Genomic DNA, 23,101 nt, shown 5'->3' with positions numbered 1-23,101 from the left:
CGGGGCGCCGTGACCGTCCGTCCGCGCCTCCGCACGCACGATCGAAGGGCCGGGTCCCGGGCACCGGTCGTCCGTGCGAGTGGATCACCCACGGGCCGTTAGGATTTCGACCATGGCGGCCACTGGATCCGAGAAGCAGGGGGCGACGGCGTTCTACGTCTCGACCCCCATTTACTACGTCAACGACGCTCCTCACCTGGGCCACGCCTACACGACCGTCGCAGGCGACGTGCTCACCCGCTGGCACCGCCAGCGTGGCGAGAAGGTGTGGTACCTCACCGGCACGGACGAGCACGGTCAGAAGATCATGCGCACTGCCGAGGCGAACGACGTCACGCCCCAGGAGTGGTGCGACAAGCTCGTGGAGGAGGCCTGGAAGCCCCTCTGGGAGCACCTGAACATCGCGAACGACGACTTCATCCGTACGACGGAGAAGCGGCACACCGACCGGGTGCAGGAGTTCGTACAGGACCTGTACGACAAGGGTGAGATCTACAAGGGCGGATACGAGGGCCCGTACTGCGTGGGCTGCGAGGAGTACAAGCTCCCCGGCGACCTCATCGAGGCGGAGGACGGCACGAAGCTCTGTGCGGTCCACAAGAAGCCGGTGGAGATCCTCAAGGAGGAGAACTACTTCTTCAAGCTGAGCGAGTACGGCCCGAAGCTGCTGGAGTTCTACGCGGCCAACCCCGGTTTCATCCAGCCCGAGTCGGCGCGCAACGAGGTGCTGAACTTCGTCAAGCAGGGTCTGCAGGACCTGTCGATCTCACGCTCCACGTTCGACTGGGGCGTTCCGGTCCCGTGGGACGCCGAGCACGTCATCTACGTGTGGGTCGACGCGCTGCTCAACTACGCGACGGCGGTCGGCTACGGTGCCAACCAGGAGAAGTTCGACGGGACGTTCCCGGCCGACGTGCACCTGGTCGGCAAGGACATCCTCCGGTTCCACGCGGTCATCTGGCCCGCGATGCTGATGGCGCAAGGTCTGCCGCTGCCCGGCAAGATCGCGGCCAACGGCTGGCTGATGGTCGGCGGCGAGAAGATGTCGAAGTCGAACCTGACCGGCATCAAGCCGCAGGACCTGACCTCGCACTTCGGCGTGGACGCGTACCGCTGGTACTTCCTGCGGGCGATCGCGTTCGGCAGCGACGGCTCGTTCTCCTGGGAGGACTTCACCGCCCGCTACACCTCGGAGCTGGCCAACGACTACGGCAACCTCGCCTCGCGCGTCGCCGCCATGGTCGGCAAGTACTTCGGCGGGGCGCTCCCGGAGGCCACGGCCGACGGTGCGGCCGAGCAGGCGGTCCGTGACGGGCTGGCCAAGGCTGTCGCCGCGGCCGACCGGAAGATCGGCGAGGAGCTGGACTTCCAGGCCGGCATCCTGGCGATCTTCGAGTTCGTGAAGCAGGTCAACGGCTACATCACGGAGCAGGAGCCCTGGAAGGTCGCCAAGGACGAGTCCCCGGAGGGCCGGGCCCGCCTCGCGACGATCCTCTACACGGCCGCCGAGGCACTGCGTGGTGTCGCGGTGCTGCTGAACCCGGTGATGCCGGAGACGTCACAGAAGCTGTGGGAATCCCTCGGCGCCGAACCGTCCCTGGGCGCGCTGCCCGACCAGCGCGTGCAGGACGCGGGCAACTGGGGACAGCTGCCGGCGGGTGCGACGGTGACGAAGGGCGCGGTGCTGTTCCCGCGCCTGGAGGAGAAGCCGGCCTAGGACCGACCGGCAATGACGTCGCCCTCCCATTGCCGGTCGGTCCAGGGTCTTCCGCTCGGAGCAGGCCGGAGCCCAGCCTGATCCGGACGAGGGGCCTAGGTCGCACGGACACACCGCGAAGGGCCGGGACCGCACATGGGGTCCCGGCCCTTCGCCGTGCTCGCCGGCCCCGCACCCGGCGCACCCGGTTCGTGAACGGTGTCCGGCTCGATGCTCACCGGTGGGGCATCCGACGCTCTTCTCCACGGCGCGGTCATCATCCGCCGTACCGCACGGACCCGACGCCGGGCCCGTACCTGCCTCACTGTTCCAGTGCCTCCGCGTCCCCCATCACGACGACCGGCCTCTTCGCCGGGTCGAGGAGCTGCAGCAGCTCCCTCATCCGGTCCTCGGGGAGCGAGATGCAGCCCTGGGTCGGGCCGTGGTGATCCACATGGATCCAGATGCCGCCGCCCCGCTCCTTGCCGAGCGGGCGCTCCGGGTCCAGAGGCGAGGCACCGGGGATCCGGTTGTAGTCGACGGCGACGACGTAGTCGAAGGAACCGTCCAGCGGCTCCCCTTCCAGGCCCTCGCCACTCACGGCGAACGCCGGGCTCTGGTTGTACGGGAGCAGCGTGCCGGGCGGATCGAGCAGGCCACCCGCGGACGTCAGTCCGTAGACGCCGGTCGGGGTGCGGAGATCTCCCTCCCGGTGGTCGTCCGTCCAGCCGTACAGCGCGTTGCGGGCCGGCCAGATGTCCGTGGCGGCACGCCAGCCCAGGGCGGGGTCGTCACGGGTGTACAGGACCGCGGTGGACAGGCTGGAGTTGTAGCCGTCCCCGGTGACGATGAGCGCCTGGCTCGAATCCGACGGGATCGCGGACCGGGCTCGCAGCCCGAGGGCGGGGATCTCGCCGGGCTGGATGCGCGCCGCGTCCGGCCGGGGGGCGGCCCGTCCCCGTGCCCCGTCGGCCTGTGGGCCCGGGTCACCGGCGGAAGCCGCGGCGGGCCGCCGGACCGCCCGGGGGCCGGCGGTGGAGCCGGAGGGGCCGGCACAGGCGGTGAGCAGCAGGATCGCGGTGGCACATGTTCCGGCGCGGACGGCGTACGAGGGACGCCGGACGGCCGACGGACGGGACGCGGACACGGGTACTCCTCAGCGGTCGTGGGTGACGCGGCCCGGGCGAGCTCCCCGTCACGCCTCGTCCCGCTGAATCCAGTTAACGCCGTGCCACGCGAGCGCGAATCCGCACGAGGGCCATACGGCTGTATCGCCCGCGGAAGGGCCCGGAACCGATTTGGGGTACAGGTTCCGGGCCCTTCAACTACGCGGGGTTACAGCGGACTCTGAGGGCAGGTCAGAGGTCCGTTCCGTCGTGCGTCCCGTCCGGGTCCACACCCATCGTGATCGAGCCGACGACGCCACGGGCCATGTGGTTCTTGCGGTACGAGAGCTTCATCAGCCCGCCCGTGACGCCGCTCTGGTCGTAGATCGTGTCCTCGGTGAGGGTCGTACGCGTGGTGGTGCTGGTCGAGTACGGCGCGATCTTCGCCGAGTCGAGGACCGCGGACTCCGCGAAGAAGAACTGCCCGGTGTGGCAGGTGTGTCCGCCCTCGTACCCGGCGTCGGTCATCTTCCCGCCGACGTGCACCTTGGCGTGGATGTGGACGCAACGGCCCTGGTACCAGCCCGGGAAGACCGTCCTGAACTCCACGTATCCGTGCTTGTCGGTGAGCTGGGTGCCGCGGAGGTAGCGCTCGTCGTCGGTCGGCTCGGCGTGGCCTCCACCACCGCCGCCGGGACCGCCGGTCGGGGGCGGACCCGTCGGGGTGTCGGTGGGAACGCCGGTGGGGGCGTCCGTCGGGGCACCGCTCGGAGGCGTCCCGCCGCCGCCCGGGCCGCCCGAGCTCATGGACTCGTAACCGGAGTAGACGCCCAGCGCGTCGCAGTGCCAGATGTCGACCGCGGCGTGGGCCACCGGTTTACAGGTGTCCGAGTCGATCACCTTGAGGCGGAGCGTCATGGGGATTCCCTCCTTGCCCTCGGTGATGTCCCGCCGGATCTTGTCGGCGTCGATGTAGTACGGCCCCTCCGTGGTCTCCGAGGTGAGGCGGTAACACTCCTCGCGCTGCCCGCCGGTGGCCTTCCTCCCGGCGCTGCCGCCGTCAGCCTCGTCCGCCGACGCGCCGGTGACGATGCCCGTCCCGATCCCGGCGGCGATGATGGCCGCACCACCGGCCAGGACAGCCCGGCGACGCGTCATGTCCTTCTTGTGCGCTGGTCCCTCAGTCTCAGTCATGGAGAGTGAGGCTAGGCAGCGCAGCTGGGCAGGGCATGGGTGTGAGCTGTGCGTAGCTGTGAGAGCGGCCGGCACCGGGACCGCGGGCGGGAGTGGACACGGAACAGCCCCCGGCCGGACGGCCAGGGGCTGTTTCACGTGGAACAGAAGCGGATCCCGATGGTCCGGGACCGGCTACTTCTCCGTCTTGTCCTTCGGGGCCGCGACCGGCTTGCGGAGCTGGATGTTCAGCTCACGCAGACGGCTCTCGTCCAGCTCGGTCGGCGCGCCCATCATCAGGTCCTGCGCGTTGCCGTTGAGCGGGAAGGCGATCGTCTCGCGGATGTTCGGCTCGTCGGCCAGCAGCATCACGATGCGGTCGACACCGGGGGCGATGCCACCGTGCGGCGGGGCGCCGAGCCGGAACGCGCGGAGCATGCCGGCGAACTCGTGCTCGACGGTCTCGCGGTCGTAACCGGCGATCTCGAACGCCTTGAGCATCAGCTCGGGCTCGTGGTTACGGATGGCGCCGGAGGACAGCTCGATACCGTTGCAGACGATGTCGTACTGCCAGGCGAGGATGTCCAGCGGGTCCTTCGTCTCCAGGTCCTCCAGGCCACCCTGGGGCATGGAGAACGGGTTGTGCGAGAAGTCGATCTTGCCGGTCTCCTCGTCCTTCTCGTACATCGGGAAGTCGACGATCCAGCAGAACCGGAAGACGCCCTCCTCGAAGTGGCCCGCCCGCTTGGCGGCCTCGACGCGGACGGCCGACATGATCTTGGAGACCTCGTCGAACTCACCGGCGCCGAAGAAGACGGCGTGGCCCGGGACGAGCGAGAGACGCTCGGTGAGGGTCTTGATGTCCGCCTCGGTGAGGAACTTCGCGATCGGGCCGGCGAGCGTGCCGTCCTCGCCGACACGGACCCAGGCGAGGCCCTTGGCGCCGTGCTCGACGGCGTACTCACCCAGACCGTCGAAGAACTTGCGGGACTGGCCGGCCGTGTCCGGCACCGGAAGGGCGCGGACGTGCTTGCCGGCGAACGCCTTGAACTCCGAGTCCGCGAAGACGTCGGAGATGTCGACGAGCTCCAGCTTGGCGCGGAGGTCCGGCTTGTCGTTGCCGTACTTCAGCATCGACTCGCGGAACGGGATCCGCGGGAACGGCGACGTGACGTGGCGGCCGTTGCCGAACTCCTCGAAGAGCTCGGTCATCAGCTTCTCGATCGGCCGGAAGACGTCCTCCTGCTCGACGAACGACATCTCGACGTCGAGCTGGTAGAACTCGCCGGGCGAGCGGTCGGCGCGGGCGTCCTCGTCGCGGAAGCACGGCGCGATCTGGAAGTAGCGGTCGAAGCCCGAGATCATGAGCAGCTGCTTGAACTGCTGCGGCGCCTGCGGCAGCGCGTAGAACTTGCCGGGGTTCAGGCGGGACGGGACCACGAAGTCGCGGGCGCCCTCGGGGGACGTCGCGGTCAGGATCGGGGTCGCCATCTCGTTGAAGCCGAGAGCCACCATCTTGGAGCGGATGGAGGCGATGACGGCGGAGCGCAGCATGATGTTGCGGTGCATGCGCTCGCGGCGCAGGTCGAGGAAGCGGTACTCCAGGCGCCGCTCCTCGTTGACCCCGTCCTCGGCGTTGATCGTGAAGGGCAGCGGGGCGGCCTCGCCCAGCACCTCGACCTCGGTGACCTCGATCTCGATCTCACCGGTCGGGAGCTCCGGGTTGACGTTGTCGGCTCCGCGCGCGGAGACCTTGCCGTCGATCCGGACGACGGTCTCCTTGGTGAGCTTCGACAGGGCGTCGTTGCCGGGCGTGCCGGGGCGGGCGACTAGCTGCACCAGACCGTAGTGATCGCGCAGATCGATGAAGAGGATGCCGCCCAGGTCTCGGCGATTGTGCAGCCAGCCGCTCAGCCGGACGTCGGTGCCGACGTCAGAGGCGCGGAGCTCGCCGCAGGTGTGGGACCTGTACCGATGCATCGTCGTTCATCCAGTCTTCGCGGTTGGGGTGGATTCAGCCTCCCCAGGCTACCGCCCGCGACCGCACCACTTCATTGCCATAACCCCATCCAAGATCATCCGGAACGTCCGGACGGGGCCGGCGGCGGCTCTCCGGCCCCGTCACCCCCGCCCGCCTTCGGTGGCGTCCGTCGAGCACATCTTCATAAAGTGGGGCAATGCGCACCGAGGAAGTCCTGGCCGCGACTGCGACCGGCCTGTGGCGCTGGGACAACGGAGCCGGCACGGTCACGCTCGATGCGGAGGCGGCCCGGCTGCTCGAGCTGCCCGCAGCAGCCGGAGTCTTCAACGAGGCCGCGGTGCGTTCGCGCTTCCACCCGGTCGACTGGAACGAGATCTACGGGGTGGTGACCCTCGCGGTCGCCGAGGGAACGCTGGCCGAGGCCCGGCTGCGGATCGTGGACGGCGACGGCCGGGTGCTCCGTACCGTGCGCAGCCGGTCAAGACCGCTGCCCGCCGACCCTCCCGGCAGCGAGAACTACGCACTGGTCGGCACGCTCCAGGAGGTCGCCGAACCGCAGCCCGGATCCACCGGGGCGCCCACCCCCATCACCGGGGACTGGCGCCGCTCCCGGGAGGCCTTTCTGCTGGACGCGGGGCGGGCACTGGCCGAGGCCCGGTCGACCACCGAGGTGCTGCGGGTCGCCGCCTCGCTCTCCATGCCCGGATTCTCGCCCGACGGGCTCGCCGTCTTCGGTGTCGAGGGCGACCGGCTGACGATCATCGGCCACCACGGGCAGAGCGTGGGCGACGAGGACCCGTTCACCGAGATGACGCTGGAGACGGACTACCCGGCCGCCGAGGTCGTACGGTCCGGGCGGGCGGTCTATCTGCCGTCACCGGAGGAGTACCGCCGCCGCTTCCCGGCCACCTGGACGCTCGCCAGCCGGTTCGGGCGCCGCTCCTGGGCCTTCCTGCCGCTGATCGTTTCGGGCCGCACGATGGGCGCCTGGATGGCGGGGTTCCGGCACCCGGTGTCGTTCTCGCCGGACGAGCGTTCCGTGCTGACGACCGTCGCCCGGATGCTCGCGCAGGCGCTCGCACGGGCCGGGGAGGCCGAGACCGAGCGCGAACTCTCGCTCGGCCTCCAGCGGTCGATGATGCCGTCCCTGGGCCCCGAGATCCCGGGCATGACGGTCGCCGCCCGCTACGTGCCCACCGGTGGCGGGCTCCAGGTGGGCGGCGACTGGTACGACATGATCCCGCTGCCCAACGGCCGGATCGCCCTGGTCATCGGTGACGTCCAGGGTCATGACGTGCGGGCGGCCGGGCTGATGGGGCAGCTGCGGATAGCCCTGCGTGCGTACGCCTCCGAAGGGCACCGCCCCGACGCGGTGCTCTCCCGCGCGTCCCGCTTCCTCTGCGGTCTCGCCGGTGCGCACGGCGACGAGAAGGACACCGGCGCGCGCTTCGCGACCTGTCTGTACGCGGAGGCCGACCCCGAGACCGGCACGCTGGACATCGCCCGGGCCGGACACCCCGACCCGGTGGTGATCAGCGCCGACGGGACGGCGGTGATCCGGCAGACCGCGGGTGGACTGCCGCTCGGAGTCGAGACGGACGCCGACTATCCGACGACCCAGGTCGTCCTGGAGGACGGCGAAACGATCATGCTGTGCACGGACGGGCTGATCGAGACCGGCGGTCACGACATGGCCACCGGCTGGGTGCGGCTCCGGCCGGTCCTGGAGCAGCACTCGGGCGATCTGGAGAAACTCGCCGACGCCCTGGTGCAGGCCGTGCACGGCCCGACGTCGCACTACACGACCGGTCCGCTCGCCGACCGGCGTGAGGACGACATCGCCGTACTGCTGCTGCGCCGCGAGGTGGGCATCCCGCGGCTGGCGCCGCCCCGCCGCAGCGTGCTGACCATCGCGCAGGCCGAACCCGAGCGGATCGCGGCGGCCCGGCATCAGCTGCGCGAACTGCTCCACGACTGGGTGGACCCGGAGCAGGTCGACGCGGCGGTGCTGATGATCTCCGAGATGGCCACCAACGTGCTCGTCCACACCGACGGGGACGCCCTGCTGGTCGCCGAGGCGACCGGGGAGCGCGGCGAGCGGCGGCTGCGGGTGGAGGTGACGGACAGCAGCGACGAGCTTCCGCACCGGCGGTGTCCCGGTGAGATGGCTTCCAGCGGGCGGGGGCTGGTGCTGATGGAGGGGCTGGCCGACGCGTGGGGGGTCGATCCGCGGGGGTCGGGGAAGTCGATCTGGTTCGAGCTGTACGAGTCCGGGGAGCCGGCCGAGCCGTCGCGTCCGGTGGCCGCGGACACCGCATAGGGCCCGCGCCGCTCCTGTTCCTGGTGCGCCGGGCCCGTGCGCACCGCTCAGCGGCACCGCGCCGCCGTCCCGCTCCTCACGCGCCGGACGGACTCGTCCGCGCCGGGGGCTCGTCGGAGCCGTGCTCCTCGCGGATCACGCCGAGGATGCCGAACGCCGCCGCGCACGCCGGTACCGCAATCAGCATGCCGAGCAGACCGGCCACGCTCGCCCCCGCGGTCAGCGCAATCATGATCATGGCGGGATGCATCTGGACCGTGCGGCTCTGGATCACCGGCTGGAGCACATGCCCCTCCAGCACCTGGACGGCCAGCACCACCCCGAGCACCCAGAGCGCGATCACGAAACCCCGGTCGGCGAGCGCCACCAGGACGGCGACGGCGCCCGAGATGAACGCCCCGAGGTACGGGATGTACGCGCCCACGAAGACCAGTGCCCCCAGCCCCACCGCCCCCGGCACCCGCAGGATCAGCAGACCGACGGTGATGCAGACGGCGTCGATCAACGCGATGAACGTCGTACCACGCATGAAGCCCTCGACCGCCTCGAACGCCCGCCGTCCCATCGCTTCGACCAGGTCACCGGTGCCGCGCGGGGCGACGGAGTGCGCGAGCTGTGCGGCCCGGTCGGAGTCGCGCAGGAAGAAGAAGGTCAGCAGCAGGGCCAGGACACCGGTCGCGATCAGTGTGCCGATCAGACTGAGCCCGCTGATCAGGCCGCCGGCAGCGCTCGCGCCGAACTTCTCGACGAGCTTCTGCGCGTTGGCGGCGATGTCGTCCAGGTTCGTGGCGTCGCCGATCCCGAAGTGGTCGGCGACCCACCGGCCGGTGTCCTTCAGCGACCGGACGATCTGGCCTCCGGTGTCGATGAGCGCGGTGACGACGATGTACCCCGCGCCGCCGCCCACCGCGACGAGCAGGACGCAGGTGAGCCCGGCGGCCACCGACCGGTTCACCCCGTGGCCGGCCAGCCAGCGGTGGACGGGACCGAGCAGTGCCGTACCGAGCAGCGCCAGCAGCACCGGGGTGACGGCGGTCTTGAGCATGATGCACAGCCAGATGGCGACCGCGGCGACTCCGGTGACCAGCAGAAGTACGGCACACCAGGCAGCTGTTCGCCGTGCGGCGTCGGGCAGGAGGGGCTTCCGGGTAGGCACCCTCCCACCCGATCACGGCGCGGGAGCCGTGTCCCCCCTGCGACGCCGAATGAGTGACGGGCCGTCAGGACGGTCCGTCACTCGGATCACTCACCCATGCCGTGGACGGCGGGCACGGTACCGAGACGGCCGGCCTGGAAGTCCTCGAACGCCTGCTTGAGTTCGGCCTGGCTGTTCATGACGAACGGACCGTAGTGCGCCATCGGCTCCCGGATCGGACGGCCGCCGAGGAGCACGACCTCCAGGTCGGGGGTGTTGCCGTCCTGCTTCTCGTCCGCGCGGACGGTCAGCGAGGAACCGGCACCGAAGACCGCGGTCTGGCCCATCCGGACCGGGCGGCGCTCCTGGCCGACCGTGCCGCGCCCGGCCATGACGTAGGCGAGTCCGTTGAAGTCCTCGCGCCACGGCAGGGTCACCTCGGCACCGGGGCGCACGGTGGCGTGGATCATCGTGATCGGGGTGTGGGTGACTCCCGGGCCCTCGTGCCCGTCGAGCTCACCGGCGATCACGCGGAGCAGCGCGCCGCCGTCCGGGGAGGCGAGGAGCTGGACCTGGCCGCCGCGGATGTCCTGGTAGCGGGGGGCCATCATCTTGTCGGCCTTGGGCAGGTTCACCCAGAGCTGCAGCCCGTGGAAGAGGCCGCCCGACATCACGAGGGACTCCGGCGGCGCCTCGATGTGGAGCAGACCGGAACCGGCCGTCATCCACTGGGTGTCGCCGTTGCGGATGGTGCCGCCGCCGCCGTTGCTGTCCTGGTGGATGAAGGTGCCGTCGATCAGGTAGGTGACGGTCTCGAAGCCGCGGTGCGGGTGCCAGGGGGTGCCCTTCGGCTCACCCGGCTGGTACTCCACCTCTCCCATCTGGTCCATCATGATGAACGGGTCGAGGTACTTGTAGTTGATCCCGGCGAACGCGCGGCGAACCGGGAAGCCTTCGCCCTCGAACCCGGTCGGCGCCGTGGTGACGGTGAGCACGGGACGGGCCGTGGCGTCGCCCGAGGCGGCGACCTTGGGCAGGGTCAGCGGATTTTCGACGGTCACTGCAGGCATGGGAGCCACCTCCGGGATTGTCCTGATCTCAATTTAGTTGAACAGTGAACATCTTGCAACCACCGCCGCATTCCCGCGCCGCCACGACCGCCCCGGGCACCGGAACCGGACAACGAAAAAGGTCCGTACCGAACCGGTACGGACCCCTGCGCAACGACGACGCCCGGAGTCTTCCGCCCCGATCGTGCCGGGCACGCGAGCCCGGCACGACCCAGACGAGAGGTCCTAGCCGTACATGCGGCGCATCGCGAAGTCGACCATCTGCTCCACGGCCTTGGCATCGAAGACCATGCGGTGCTCACCCTCCATGTCGAGGACGAAGCCGTAGCCGGTCGGCAGCAGGTCGATCACCTCGGCGCCGGTGATCACGAAGTACTTGGACTCCTTGCCCGCGTACAGCCGCAGCTCCTTGAGCGTGGTGAACATGGGGATCACCGGCTGCTGGGTGTTGTGCAGGGCGAGGAAGCCGGGGTTGTCGCCGCGCGGGCAGTAGACCTTCGACGACGCGAAGATCTGCTGGAAGTCCTCGGCCGACAGCGAACCCGTGGTGAAGGCCCGTACCGCGTCACCGAGGGAAGGCGGCGAGGGCTCCGGATACAGCGGCTGCTCGCCGTAGCCGCCACCCATCTGCTGCTGTGCGCCCTGGTTCTGGTCGTAGCCGTACATGCCTCAAAGAGTAATCGGCCACATCGACCCCTTGAGGGGTTGCGTCTTATTACTGACGGGTAGCATCATCTTGAGGTCAGCTGATATATCCACGTCCAGCTCGTCGCCCGCCCGGCCCTCGCGCCTTCCCGGGGCGCTGTGCGCCGCTGCTATTGATTACGGAGCCTTCCCATGGGGCACTACAAGTCGAATCTCCGCGACATCGAGTTCAACCTCTTCGAGGTCCTCGGGCGCGACAAGCTGTACGGCACCGGACCGTTCGCGGAGATGGACGTCGAGACCGCTAAGAGCATCCTCGACGAGGTCAACCGGCTCGCCCAGAACGAGCTCGCCGACTCCTTCGCCGACACCGACCGCAACCCGCCGGTCTTCGACCCGGAGACCAACACCGCCCCGATCCCGGCGACGTTCAAGAAGTCGTACCAGGCGTACATGGAATCCGAGTACTGGCGCCTGGGCCTGCCCGAGGAGATCGGCGGCACGACCTCGCCGCGCTCCCTGATCTGGGCCTACGCGGAGCTGGTGCTCGGCTCGAACCCGGCCGTCTGGATGTACTCCTCGGGCCCGGCCTTCGCCGGCATCCTCTTCGAGGAGGGCAACGAGACGCAGAAGAAGATCGCCGAGATCGCCGTGGAGAAGCAGTGGGGCTCGACGATGGTGCTGACCGAGCCGGACGCCGGTTCGGACGTCGGCGCCGGCCGCACCAAGGCCGTCGAGCAGGAGGACGGCTCCTGGCACATCGAGGGCGTGAAGCGCTTCATCACCTCGGGCGAGCACGACATGTCCGAGAACATCATTCACTACGTGCTGGCCCGTCCCGAGGGTGCGGGACCGGGCACGAAGGGCCTGTCGCTCTTCATGGTCCCGAAGTTCCACTTCGACTGGACCACCGGTGAGCTGGGCGAGCGCAACGGCGTGTACGCGACGAACGTCGAGCACAAGATGGGCCTCAAGGCGTCCAACACGTGCGAGATGACCTTCGGCGACCAGCACCCCGCCAAGGGTTGGCTGATCGGTGACAAGCACGACGGCATCCGCCAGATGTTCCGCATCATCGAGTTCGCCCGCATGATGGTCGGCTCGAAGGCCATCGCCACCCTCTCGACGGGGTACCTCAACGCGCTGGAGTACGCCAAGGAGCGCGTCCAGGGCACCGACCTGGCCAACTTCATGGACAAGGTCGCACCCAAGGTCACCATCACGCACCACCCCGACGTGCGCCGCGCGCTGATGACGCAGAAGGCGTACGCGGAGGGCATGCGCTCCCTCGTGCTGTACACCGCCTCCGTCCAGGACGCGATCCAGGAGAAGGAGGCCGCGGGCGAGGACGCGAAGGCGCTGCACGGCCTCAACGACCTGCTGCTGCCGATCGTGAAGGGCTACGGCTCCGAGAAGTCGTACGAGCAGCTGGCGCAGTCGCTCCAGACGTTCGGCGGCTCCGGGTACCTCCAGGAGTACCCGATCGAGCAGTACATCCGGGACGCCAAGATCGACACCCTCTACGAGGGCACCACGGCCATCCAGGGCCAGGACTTCTTCTTCCGGAAGATCGTCCGTGACCAGGGCGCCTCGCTCAACGCGCTCTCCGAGGAGATCAAGAAGTTCCTCGCGGGCGCCCAGGGCAACGAGGAGCTGTCCGGTGCGCTGGACTCCCTCGCCAAGGCCGCCGTGGACCTGGAGGCGATCGTCGGCACGATGATCACCGACCTCACCGCGACCGGCGAGGACGTCAAGAACATCTACAAGGTGGGCCTCAACACCACCCGCCTGCTGCTGGCCTCCGGCGACGTCGTCGTCGGCTACCTGCTGCTGAAGGGCGCGGCCGTGGCGGCCGAGAAGCTGCCGACCGCCTCCGCGAAGGACGTCGCCTTCTACCAGGGCAAGATCGCCGCCGCGAAGTTCTTCGCCGCGAACATCCTGCCGGGCGTCTCGGCCGAGCGTGCGCTCGCGGAGTCGGTCGACGGTTCGCTGATGGAGCTGGGCGAGGCCGCGTTCTAAGGTCTCCCGTCCGGATCAGGCCGGCGAGCCCGGCATGATCCGGACGAGATTCCCCCGGGCCCCGGCCCGCGGCATCGGTCGGCCGGGCGCCGTCATCCGGATTCTTCCGGGTGGCGGCGCTTCCGTCTCATGTCAGGACGCCGGTACCCCGGATTTCTCCGGCACGGACGTCGATACAGTGAAGAACATGAGTTCTTCCCTCCGCTTCGACCGCGGTCACACCGACGATCTGATGGCCTTCCTGATGGCCAGCCCCTCCCCGTACCACGCCGTGGCCAGCGCCGCGGCCCGGCTGGAGAAGGCCGGATTCCGGCAGGTCGAGGAGACCGCGGCCTGGGACGCCTCCACCGGCGGGAAGTACGTGCTGCGCGGTGGCGCGATCGTCGCCTGGTACGTGCCGGAAGGCGCCGGTGCGCACACCCCCTTCCGGATCGCCGGGGCGCACACCGACTCGCCGAACCTCCGCGTGAAGCCGCTGCCCGACACCGGTTCGTACGGCTGGCGGCAGGTCGCCGTCGAGATCTACGGCGGGACGCTCCTCAACACCTGGCTGGACCGGGACCTCGGTCTCGCGGGCCGGATCAGCCTGCGGGACGGCACGCACCGGCTGGTCAACATCGACCGGCCGCTGCTGCGCGTGCCCCAGCTGGCCGTGCATCTGGACCGCTCGGTCAACCCCGACGGACTCAAGCTCGACCGGCAGAAGCACATGCAGCCGATCTGGGGGCTGGGGGACGTCGAGGAGGGCGACCTGATCCGGTTCGTCGCCGGGGAGGCGGGCGTCGACGCCGCGGACGTGACCGGCTGGGACCTGATGCCGCACCCCGTGGAGCCCCCGGCCTACCTGGGACGGGACCGCGAGCTGGTGGCCGGGCCGCGGATGGACAACCTGCTCTCCGTGCACGCGGCGACCGCCGCGCTCGCCGCTGTCGCCGGACAGCCGGACGAGAAGCTCCCGTACATCCCGGTGCTGGCCGCGTTCGACCACGAGGAGAACGGTTCGCAGTCCGACACCGGTGCGGACGGCCCGCTGCTCGGCACCGTGCTGGAGCGCTCCGTCTTCGCCCGCGGCGGTTCGTACGAGGACCGTGCCCGGGCGTTCGCGGGAACCGTCTGTCTCTCCTCCGACACCGGTCACGCGATCCACCCCAACTACGGTGAGCGCCACGACCCCACGCACCACCCGGTGGCGAACGGCGGGCCGATCCTCAAGGTCAACGTCAACATGCGGTACGCCACGGACGGCAGCGGACGGGCCGTGTTCGCGGCGGCGTGCGAGAAGGCGGGCGTGCCGTGGCAGACGTTCGTCTCCAACAACTCGATGCCGTGCGGCACGACGATCGGTCCGATCACCGCGGCCCGGCACGGCATCCAGACCGTGGACATCGGCGTCGCGATCCTCTCGATGCACAGCGCGCGTGAACTGTGCGGCGCGGACGACCCGCATCTGCTGGCGACCGCGTTGGCGGCGTTCCTGGCGGGCTGACCGGCCGGTCCCCTCGGCAGGGCGGCTTCCCGGCGGACCCTGCCGAGCTCCCGCGGGAACGGGCGCTGCCTGCCGGGGCGGCTCCTCCGAATCCGCCCTGCGGACATGGTTGTTGCCGGGCCGGGTACGCGATCCCTACAACGGTCCGGAGCCTCCGGGCCGCCAAGGAGGCGTGACCATGGGACTCGGAGGATGCATCATCCTCATCGCCGTCGGGGCGATACTCACCTTCGCCACCGACTGGAAGCTGGACACCGTCAATGTCGACCTGGTCGGCTGGATCATGATGATCGTCGGCGTTGTCGGAGTCTTCGTCTACGCGAGCATCGCGCGGCGCCGTCGGGTGGTCGTACCGCCCAGCACCACGGTCGTGTCCGAGGAGGAGCGCCACGGTCTCTGAACCGATTTCCGGGCTCTTCGCCGCTGTGGCGCCGCGCGGTCCGACGGGACCGCGAGCCGGCCGCCGCTGCCGTACTCATCCCCCGTCGCCCCCGCCTACGCGCCGGTGAAGCTGCCGGACGGCGGGGTCGACGGGCCCGTGACCGCTTTTTCGGTGACGCTCACCGGGAGCGGCGGACCGGACGCCGTGCAGGCGCCCGGCAACCGGAACATCGCCGCCGACCCCGCGAAGCGGGCGACGGGCCGCCGGACGTACGAGCTCCGCAACGGCGCCGTCGACTTCTGAGCCCGCCGTCCCGTCAGGCCTGTTCGTCCATTCCGGCGAGCACGAGCGGCAGCCGCGGTGTCCCCTGCGCACCGACGCGGACCGGGACGCCCCAGTCCTGCTGGTGGACGTGGCAGGCCGGGTACTCGTTCTCCGGGTCGTCGTCGCAGGACGCCGCCATCGCGGACACGTGCAGGACGCCTTCGGTGATGTCGTCGGCGAGGACCAGGTCACGGAAGAGATCGGTGCCGGGTCCCGCGCCCTCCGCCAGCAGCTCGGGCGGGGTCGACGAGACCAGCAGCCGCGTCGAGGGACCGTACCGGGTGTCGAGCTTCTGCCCGGCGGGCGCCTGGAAGACGACGTCGAGCCGGAGCGTGCCGGGGGCGATCTCGGTGGCCGCGCGCTGGGTGCGGTGCGCCTGGTCGGCGACGCGCACGGCCTCCTCGGGCAGCCGGAGCCGGGTCAGCCGGTGCCGGGCGGATTCGACGACGACGAGATCGCCTTCGACGAGCACCGCGTCGCTCGGCTCACGCAGGTCCGTGGCGAGCGTGGTGACCTCGTCGGCGGCCGGGTCGTAACGGCGCAGGGCGTGGTTGTACGTGTCGCTGACGGCGACGGAACCGTCCGGCAACGCGGTGACGCCCAGCGGGTGCTGGAACAGTGCCTGGCCGGCGGCACCGTCGCGGTGACCGAAATCGAAGAGGCCGGTGCCCACAGCGGTGTGCACGCCGCCGTCCCGGTCCACGTACCGCAGCGCGGACGTCTCCGAGTCGGCGACCCAGAGCCGCTCGCCGTCGACCGAGGCCGCGAGTCCGGAGGGCTGGGCGAACCATGCCTCGTCACCCGGGCCGTCGACCAGGCCCTCATTGGTCGTGCCCGCGGCAACCCGCACGGTCCCGGAACCGGGGTCGTACGACCACAGCTGGTGCACGCCCGCCATGGCGATCCACAGCCGGTCGGCGAACCAGGCGACGTCCCACGGGGAGGAGAGGTCGACCTCGCGGGCCGGACCGGTCGTCGGGGAGCCCTGCCACCACTGGCGTCCGGTGCCGGCGAGGGTCGTGGTCACCCCGCTCGTGAGGTCCAGGGCCCGGACGGCGTGGTTGACGGTGTCGGCGACCGCGATCCGGCCGTCCGGCAGCACGGCGAGCCCCTGCGGCTCGCTGAACCGGACCTCGTCGGGTCCGCCGTCCACGAGCCCCCGGTCGCCGGTGCCGAAGTGGCGGCGCACCGTCTCACCGTCCGGGTCGATCTCGACCAGGCGGTGGCGGGTGGTGTCGGAGACCAGGAAGCCGCCGTCGGGCAGCAGCAGGGCCTTGCCGGGGAAGCGCAGATGCGTGGCGACCGGCTCGGGCGCCACGTACGGGCCGTCGCCCCGGCGCAGCGTGCCCTTCGCGGCGTGCTCGGCCTCCAGTTCCTCGACCAGCTTCTCGATGGCGTGCGCATGGCCTTCGCCCGCGTGCTGGGCGACGACATAGCCCTCGGGGTCGATGACGACCAGCGTCGGCCAGGCCCGTACGGCGTACTGCTTCCAGGTGGCGAGCTCGGGGTCGTCGAGGACGGGGTGGTGGACCTCGTAACGCTCGACGGCATCGACGACGGCCTGGTGCTCGGCCTCGTGGACGAACTTCGGTGAGTGCACACCGATGATCACCACGGTGTCGCGGTGCTTCTCCTCCAGCTCACGCAACTCGTCGAGGACATGCAGACAGTTCACACAGCAGAACGTCCAAAAATCCAGAATGACGATGCGTCCCCGCAGGTCAGCAAGGGTGTACTGCTTGTCGCCGGTATTGAGCCAGCCGCCCTTGCCGACCAGCTCGGGGGCTCTTACGCGCGCACGTGTTGCCATGTCAACAGTCAACATCACCGTGACCCGTCCGCATTCCGGAGGGTCTCCGTCGCCCCGGAGCCGTCGCGCGTCCGGGGAGTCTCACGTATTCCGGAGGCTTCCCGGGGGAACCTGTCAGCCATGAGATTCCTGGTGCGTGAACGGCTGTTCGCTGTCGGCGACGACTACTGGATCGAGGACACGGACGGACGCAAGGTCTTCCTCGTCGACGGCAAGGCGATGCGGGTGCGCGACACCTTCGAGCTGAAGGACGCGCAGGGCCGGATCCTGGTCGAGATCCGGCAGAAGCTCCTCAGCCTGCGGGACACGATGCTCATCGAACGGGACGGCGAACAGCTCGCCAAGGTCAAACGGAAGCGGCTCTCACTGCTGCGCAACCACTACCGGGTCACGCTGACCGACGGCACCGAGCTCGATGTCAGCGGCAAGATCCTGGACCGCGAGTTCGCCATCGACTACGACGGTGAACTCCTGGCCCAGATCTCACGGCGCCGGCTGACCGTGCGGGACACCTACGGCCTCGATGTCGTACGCGAGGACGCCGACGCGGCCCTGCTCATCGCCGTATCGGTGTGCGTCATCGTGCTGGCGGACAAGGAGCGCGAGGACTGACCGGGGCGTTGGCTGACCGACCGGGACGTTTCACGTGAAACAGGGACCGCCCCGGCCCGGCAGCACCCCGCCAGGCGGCGTCAGCGGCCGTCGGACGGCGGGGCGAGGCCCAGTCGCCGGTCCTTCAGCGCCGGGAACTGCTCGCGGGTGGCAGCGACCTTCGCCGGGTCGAACTCCACGGTGAGCACCTCCTCGCCGGCGCCCGCCTCGGCGAGGACCTCGCCCCACGGGTCGACGGCGATGCTGTGCCCGGCCTGCTCGACCCCGGCGTGGGTGCCGGCGGAGCCCACCGCCAGGACATAGGCCTGGTTCTCCACGGCGCGCGCCTGGGCGAGCAGCGTCCAGTGGGCGCGACGGCGCTCCGGCCAGCCCGCGGGAACGACGAGCGTCTGCGCGCCCGCGTCGACGAGGCCACGGAACAGTTCGGGGAAGCGCAGGTCGTAACAGGTGGCGAGGCCGATCGTGGTCTGCGGCAGGGCCACCGTCACGATGTCCTCGCCGGCGCCCATCATCACCGCCTCGCCCTTGTCGAAGCCGAAGCGGTGGATCTTGCGGTAGGCAGCTGCGCGCTCGCCCCCGGGTGTGAAGACCAGCGAGGTGTTGTAGAGCGTTCCGTCCTCGGCGCGCTCCACGAAGGAACCTGCGTGCAGCCAGACACCGGCGTCGGCCGCGGCCTTGGCCATCAGGTCGTGGGTGGGTCCGAGCAGCGGTTCCGCCTCGTCGGCGAAGGCGGTGTACGCGAACGCGCCGACCGGCCAGAGCTCGGGAAGGACCACCAGATCCGCGCCGCGCTGGTCCGCGACCAGCGAAGCCACGCGGTCCCTGCGGGAATTGACGGATTCGTCCGGGTCTACTGCGATCTGGATGAGGGAGGCGCGCACACTACCACCGTCCTGGCATTCGAGTCGTCAACACGGGCCTACGATCGTCACACGAAAGCACTGCCGGGGTGCCTGCTCGCAGCGTAACTTAGCGACCGAACCTCCCACGCAGCCCGCCGACCGCGCCAGCAGTCCAGCCCATGCACCGCAGAACCGCACGAGGGGTCCCGTGACCGTCCATCCCAGCCTCCAGACCTATGCCGATGCCTGGACCCACTCCGTCGAGTCGATAGCCGAACTGGTGACGCCGCTCGCCGAGGGGGAGTGGAACAGCCGTACACCGTGCCCCGGTTGGTCGGTGCGCGACATCGTCTCGCACATCATCGGCATGGAGTGCGAGCAGCTCGGGGATCCGCGGCCGATCCACACGCTGCCGCGCGATCTCTACCACGTACAGAACGACTTCACCCGCTACATGGAGATGCAGGTCGATGTGCGGCGTCATCACACCGCACCCGAGATGACCTCCGAGCTGGAGTACACGATCATCCGCCGCTCCCGTCAGCTGCGGAACGAGACGCGTGATCCGGAGACCATGACCCGCGCGCCGCTCGGCGCCGAGCAGACCCTCGAGCTGGCTCTGCGGATGCGTGCCTTCGACGTCTGGGTGCACGAGCAGGATCTGCGCACCACGCTCGGCAAGCCCGGCAACCTGGACTCCCCCGGCGCCACCATCGCCCGGGACACGCTTCTCGCCGCGCTGCCGAAGGTCGTCGCCAAGGACGCAGGCGCACCGCCCAATTCGGCGGTGGTGCTCGATGTGCACGGCCCGCTGGAGTTCCTGCGCACGGTCAGGGTGGACGCGGACGGACGTGGTTCGGTGGACGGCTCGCCGTCGCTGGGACCCGCGGTGACGCTCGCGATGGACTGGGAGACTTACGTCCGGCTGGCCTGCGGGCGGGTGCGCCCGGCCCCGGTCGCGGACCGGATCAAGATCGAGGGCGACCAGGAGCTGGCGACGGCGATCCTGCAGAACTTCGCCGTGACGCCGTAGCGGCACGGTCGGCGGCGCCCGCCTTTCGTCACGTGAAGGGACGGGCGCGCCGCCGGACCGGCCGGAGCGGGCGTCATGCAGGTACGTGCACGGCTTCCACCCGGCTGACCACGTGGTGGTTCCGTTCCCGGAGCGTGGCGCGGGCGTGCAGCCGCAGGATCTGTGCGGCTCCGAGCGCTTCCAGCACGAAGACCGAGGCGAACGCGATGCGGTAGTTGTCCCCTGTCGCGTCGAGCAGCACACCGACGGCGAACAGCGTGGTCATCGAGGCGACGAAGCCGCCCATGTTGACGATCCCCGACGCGGTGCCCTGGCGCTCGGGCGGGTTGGCCGGCCGCGCGAAGTCGAAGCCGATCATCGAAGCCGGACCACAGGCTCCGAGCACCACGCAGAGGGTGATCAGCAGCCACATCGGCGCATGGTCGCCCGGGTACACGATCACCGATGCCCACAGGACGGCGGTAGTCGCCGCCGTACCGAGGGCCAGCGGGGCGCGCGCCGCGTGATGGCGGGCGATGATCTGCCCGTAGACGAGGCCGACGGCCATGTTGGAGAGCACCACCAGGGTCAGCAGCTCACCGGCGGTGGGCCGGTCCAGCCCCTGTGCCTCCACCAGGAACGGCATCCCCCACAGCAGCAGGAAGACCATCGCCGGGAACTGCGTGGTGAAGTGGACCCACATCCCCAGCCGGGTGCCGGGCTCCCGCCACGCGGCGGCGATCTGCCGGCGTACGTAAGCGGAGCCCGCGTGCTCGACGGGCGGCGGCTCGTACCCCTCGGGGTGGTCCTTCAGGAAGAGCAGGAGCAGCACGAGAACCACGACGCCGGCGGCCGCGCTGCCCGCGAACGTGGTGGTCCAGCCGAAGCCGTTCAGCGCGCGGGCGATGAAGAGCGTCGAGACGAGGTTGCCCGCCATGCCGAAGAGCGCGGCGACCTGCCCGATCAGCGGTCCGCGCCGGGCCGGGAACCAGCGGGCGCCCAGCCGCAGCACGCTGATGAAGGTCATCGCGTCGCCGCAGCCGAGCAGCGCCCGGGACGCCAGCGCCATGCCGTACGTGGAGGAGAGCGCGAAGCAGAGCTGTCCGGCGGTGAACAGCACGGCCCCGATGGTGAGGACCTTCTTGGTGCCGAGCCGGTCGACCATCAGCCCGACGGGTATCTGCATGCCCGCGTAGACGAGCAGCTGGAGGATGGAGAACGTCGACAGTGCGGAGGCGTTGACGTGGAACCGGTCGGCGGCGTCCAGGCCGGCGACGCCGAGGCTCGTACGGAAGATGATGGCGACGAAGTAGACGGCGACACCGATGCCCCAGACCCGGGCGGCGCGCCGGCCGCCGGGCGGATCACCGGGCAGGGACAGGCTGGGCGCGGCGGCAGAACTCACCGGCCCTCACCCCGGACCAGCACCTTGACCCGGCTGACGTGGCGCCGTACGACCTGCGCGGCGATGTCCGGATCGCCGGCCCTGATCGCCTCCAGCAGCTCGGTGTGCTCCGTGATGTTGGCGGCGATCCGGTCGGGATGCGCCTCCATCACGGCGACGCCCATCCGCAGCTGCCGGTCCCGCAACTGGTCGTAGAGGCGCGACAGGATCTCGTTGCCCGCGTTGCGCACGATCTCCGCGTGGAAGCAGCGGTCCGCGACCGACACGGCAGCCAGGTCCCCGGCCGCTCCATGCTGCCGCTGCTCGTCGAGGAGCTCCTCCAGACGGGCGATCAGCTTCGCCGGGGCCGGAACGGCCTTGCGGGCGGCGAACTCCTCGACGAGCAGCCGCGTCTCCACCACGTCCTCGATCTCCTGCGCCGAGACGGCGAGCACCAGAGCCCCCCTCTTCGGGTAGAGCTTGATCAGCCCTTCCACCTCCAGGCGCAGCAGCGCCTCGCGCACCGGTGTACGGGAGACGCCGACGGCCTCCGCGAGGTCGCCCTCGGTGAGAAGCGTGCCCCCTTCGTAGCTGCGGTCGAGGACCGCCTGCTTGATGTGGGTGTAGACGCGTTCGGCCGCGGGCGGCTGCTTGACGGGCGGGGTGGTCACGGCTGGAGGGGCGACAGGCATGGACACAGCATAGATACAACATGGACACATGAGGGGGAGCGTCCGGGATCTGGACGGTGAAATCCCCTCCGGCTCCGCCGAGATGAGCCCCGGTCGCCTCGGAACGGAGCCCTCCGGACGTTCCGGACCACCCGCTCCGACGGAGGCGGCCGCCCGATCCGGCCGGCGCGGCCGGGGGCCGTACGCGACGCGTTTCCGTCGAACCCACGCGCTACGAACGAACGCGGCAACGCGCCCCGATATCGCTCCAAAATCTCCCCGAAAAACGGCACATCCATCTGCCCGTCTCATGAGTCTCACCACCGAGCGGCACCCTCTTGTAGCCGCATTCCAGGGGCATTTGGAGCGTTCAAGTTGAAAATCCGCATTAAGGGCATAAACCGCGTTTCCGCCACTGCCACCGTGGCTCTCACCGCGGGTGCCGTCATCGCGGGCAGCGTCTTCGCCTCCGCGGCGCAGGCTGCCACGCCGCCCACTCCCACGATCGGAGCCAAGGGCGGCTACGTGATGGACAACGGGACCGCGAAGACCCTCTACTCGAAGGCTGCGGACACCCGTCGCTCCACCGGTTCGACCACCAAGATCATGACGGCCAAGGTGGTGCTGGCACAGAAGAACCTCAACCTGGATTCGAAGGTCACGATCCAGAAGGCGTACAGCGACTACATCGTCTCCAAGGGCGCTTCGTCGGCGCATCTGATCGTCGGCGACAAGGTCACCGTCCGCCAGCTCCTCTACGGTCTGATGCTGCCGTCCGGCTGCGACGCCGCGTACGCGCTCGCCGACAAGTACGGCTCCGGCACCACCCGCGCGGCCCGGGTGAAGTCGTTCATCGGCAAGATGAACACCTCCGCCAAGGACCTCGGCCTGAAGAACACGCACTTCGACTCGTTCGACGGCATAGGGAACGGCTCGAACTACTCGACGCCGCGCGACCTGACGAAGATCGCCAGCAGCGCGATGAAGAACTCCACCTTCCGCTCGGTCGTGAAGACCAAGTCGACCAAGCAGAAGGTCACCACGAAGAGCGGTGGCTACCGCTACATGTCGTGGTCCAACACCAACACGATGCTCAGCAGCTACAGCGGCGCGATCGGCGTGAAGACCGGCTCCGGCCCGACGGCCAAGTACTGCCTGGTCTTTGCCGCGACCCGGAACGGCAGGACGGTCATCGGCACCGTACTCGCCTCCACGAGCGCGACCGCCCGGACCTCGGACATGAAGAAGATCATGGACTACTCGTTCAAGAAGTAGCCCTCCGCCCCCGTTCCCGGGGGCGCGCGCGAGGGGCCCGCCATGCGGTACGGCGGGCCCCTTCCCGTACCCCGCCGCGGGACTCCAGAGAAGCGGGGGGGGGGGGGGGGGGGCGGCGGCCGGCGGGCGCCCCCGGGGGGCCGCCGGGCGGCGAGGGC

General features: G+C 69.8%; 19 protein-coding genes. 9 read left to right on the top strand and 10 right to left on the bottom strand.

The window, feature by feature from the left end; genetic code table 11:
• Positions 1-112 precede the first annotated feature (112 nt).
• Positions 113-1,717: a methionine--tRNA ligase gene (gene metG, locus ACFVXE_RS15395; protein ID WP_389671633.1), complete on the top strand. Its 1,605-nt coding sequence runs from the start codon at positions 113-115 to the stop codon at positions 1,715-1,717.
• 301 nt (positions 1,718-2,018) lie between these two features.
• Here metG and ACFVXE_RS15390 read toward each other — a convergent pair whose 3' ends face one another.
• From ACFVXE_RS15390 to aspS, 3 genes are all read right to left on the bottom strand, one after another.
• A complete protein-coding gene (locus tag ACFVXE_RS15390; RefSeq protein ID WP_389671632.1) occupies positions 2,019-2,843 on the bottom strand; it encodes a L,D-transpeptidase family protein in 825 nt (274 codons plus the stop codon).
• 211 nt (positions 2,844-3,054) lie between these two features.
• Positions 3,055-3,996, bottom strand: coding sequence for an intradiol ring-cleavage dioxygenase (locus tag ACFVXE_RS15385; RefSeq protein ID WP_389671631.1), 942 nt, complete (start codon positions 3,994-3,996; stop codon positions 3,055-3,057).
• 174 nt (positions 3,997-4,170) lie between these two features.
• On the bottom strand, positions 4,171-5,955 hold the full coding sequence (gene aspS, locus ACFVXE_RS15380) for an aspartate--tRNA ligase (RefSeq protein WP_389671630.1): 1,785 nt from the start codon (positions 5,953-5,955) through the stop codon (positions 4,171-4,173).
• 197 nt (positions 5,956-6,152) lie between these two features.
• Between aspS and ACFVXE_RS15375 the strand changes: the two genes are divergently transcribed.
• Positions 6,153-8,276: a SpoIIE family protein phosphatase gene (locus ACFVXE_RS15375; RefSeq protein ID WP_389671629.1), complete on the top strand. Its 2,124-nt coding sequence runs from the start codon at positions 6,153-6,155 to the stop codon at positions 8,274-8,276.
• Positions 8,277-8,352: 76 nt separating this feature from the next.
• On the opposite strand, the gene ACFVXE_RS15370 is transcribed toward ACFVXE_RS15375, so the two are convergent.
• From ACFVXE_RS15370 to ACFVXE_RS15360, 3 genes are all read right to left on the bottom strand, one after another.
• Entirely contained in the window at positions 8,353-9,432 is a 1,080-nt protein-coding gene (locus tag ACFVXE_RS15370) for an AI-2E family transporter (RefSeq protein WP_389671628.1), read from the bottom strand.
• Between the two features lie 86 nt (positions 9,433-9,518).
• Positions 9,519-10,481 carry a pirin family protein gene (locus ACFVXE_RS15365; RefSeq protein WP_389671627.1) on the bottom strand — a complete coding sequence of 321 codons (963 nt, stop codon included), beginning with the start codon at positions 10,479-10,481 and terminating at the stop codon, positions 9,519-9,521.
• A 225-nt stretch (positions 10,482-10,706) separates the two neighbouring features.
• Positions 10,707-11,147, bottom strand: a complete 441-nt coding sequence (locus ACFVXE_RS15360; RefSeq protein ID WP_037701899.1) for an SseB family protein — start codon at positions 11,145-11,147, stop codon at positions 10,707-10,709.
• 171 nt (positions 11,148-11,318) lie between these two features.
• Between ACFVXE_RS15360 and ACFVXE_RS15355 the strand changes: the two genes are divergently transcribed.
• From ACFVXE_RS15355 to ACFVXE_RS15340, 4 genes are all read left to right on the top strand, one after another.
• Positions 11,319-13,145: an acyl-CoA dehydrogenase gene (locus tag ACFVXE_RS15355; protein WP_389671626.1), complete on the top strand. Its 1,827-nt coding sequence runs from the start codon at positions 11,319-11,321 to the stop codon at positions 13,143-13,145.
• 187 nt (positions 13,146-13,332) lie between these two features.
• Positions 13,333-14,631, top strand: a complete 1,299-nt coding sequence (locus ACFVXE_RS15350) for a M18 family aminopeptidase (protein WP_389671625.1) — start codon at positions 13,333-13,335, stop codon at positions 14,629-14,631.
• Positions 14,632-14,809: 178 nt separating this feature from the next.
• Positions 14,810-15,031 (top strand): DUF6458 family protein, encoded by a 222-nt coding sequence (locus ACFVXE_RS15345; RefSeq protein WP_389671624.1) that lies wholly within the window; start codon positions 14,810-14,812, stop codon positions 15,029-15,031.
• A gap of 138 nt (positions 15,032-15,169) precedes the next feature.
• Positions 15,170-15,316 carry a hypothetical protein gene (locus ACFVXE_RS15340; RefSeq protein WP_389671623.1) on the top strand — a complete coding sequence of 49 codons (147 nt, stop codon included), beginning with the start codon at positions 15,170-15,172 and terminating at the stop codon, positions 15,314-15,316.
• 13 nt (positions 15,317-15,329) lie between these two features.
• Here ACFVXE_RS15340 and ACFVXE_RS15335 read toward each other — a convergent pair whose 3' ends face one another.
• A complete protein-coding gene (locus tag ACFVXE_RS15335; RefSeq protein WP_389671622.1) occupies positions 15,330-17,147 on the bottom strand; it encodes an NHL domain-containing thioredoxin family protein in 1,818 nt (605 codons plus the stop codon).
• A 120-nt stretch (positions 17,148-17,267) separates the two neighbouring features.
• Here ACFVXE_RS15335 and ACFVXE_RS15330 point away from each other — a divergent pair, with 120 nt between their 5' ends.
• Positions 17,268-17,759 (top strand): LURP-one-related/scramblase family protein, encoded by a 492-nt coding sequence (locus tag ACFVXE_RS15330; RefSeq protein WP_389671621.1) that lies wholly within the window; start codon positions 17,268-17,270, stop codon positions 17,757-17,759.
• A gap of 80 nt (positions 17,760-17,839) precedes the next feature.
• Here the strand turns inward: ACFVXE_RS15330 and ACFVXE_RS15325 are convergent, their stop codons facing one another.
• The gene (locus ACFVXE_RS15325; protein ID WP_389671620.1) at positions 17,840-18,640 is read right to left on the bottom strand and encodes a carbon-nitrogen family hydrolase; all 801 of its coding nucleotides are present in this window, start codon (positions 18,638-18,640) and stop codon (positions 17,840-17,842) included.
• 169 nt (positions 18,641-18,809) lie between these two features.
• On the opposite strand from ACFVXE_RS15325, the gene ACFVXE_RS15320 reads away from it, so the two are divergent.
• Positions 18,810-19,634 (top strand): maleylpyruvate isomerase family mycothiol-dependent enzyme, encoded by an 825-nt coding sequence (locus ACFVXE_RS15320; protein ID WP_389671619.1) that lies wholly within the window; start codon positions 18,810-18,812, stop codon positions 19,632-19,634.
• 73 nt (positions 19,635-19,707) lie between these two features.
• On the opposite strand, the gene ACFVXE_RS15315 is transcribed toward ACFVXE_RS15320, so the two are convergent.
• Together ACFVXE_RS15315 and ACFVXE_RS15310 are read right to left on the bottom strand one after the other, a co-directional pair.
• On the bottom strand, positions 19,708-21,018 hold the full coding sequence (locus ACFVXE_RS15315) for a nitrate/nitrite transporter (RefSeq protein WP_389671618.1): 1,311 nt from the start codon (positions 21,016-21,018) through the stop codon (positions 19,708-19,710).
• Positions 21,015-21,689 (bottom strand): GntR family transcriptional regulator, encoded by a 675-nt coding sequence (locus tag ACFVXE_RS15310; protein WP_389671617.1) that lies wholly within the window; start codon positions 21,687-21,689, stop codon positions 21,015-21,017. Before ACFVXE_RS15310 ends, ACFVXE_RS15315 begins: the two co-directional genes overlap by 4 nt.
• A 354-nt stretch (positions 21,690-22,043) precedes the next feature.
• On the opposite strand from ACFVXE_RS15310, the gene ACFVXE_RS15305 reads away from it, so the two are divergent.
• Positions 22,044-22,943, top strand: a complete 900-nt coding sequence (locus tag ACFVXE_RS15305) for a D-alanyl-D-alanine carboxypeptidase family protein (RefSeq protein WP_389671616.1) — start codon at positions 22,044-22,046, stop codon at positions 22,941-22,943.
• Positions 22,944-23,101: the final 158 nt, after the last annotated feature.

The organism is Streptomyces sp. NPDC058231, assembly GCF_042882275.1.
GTDB lineage: Bacteria > Actinomycetota > Actinomycetes > Streptomycetales > Streptomycetaceae > Streptomyces.
This window is presented reverse-complemented; position numbering and strand designations above follow the sequence as displayed.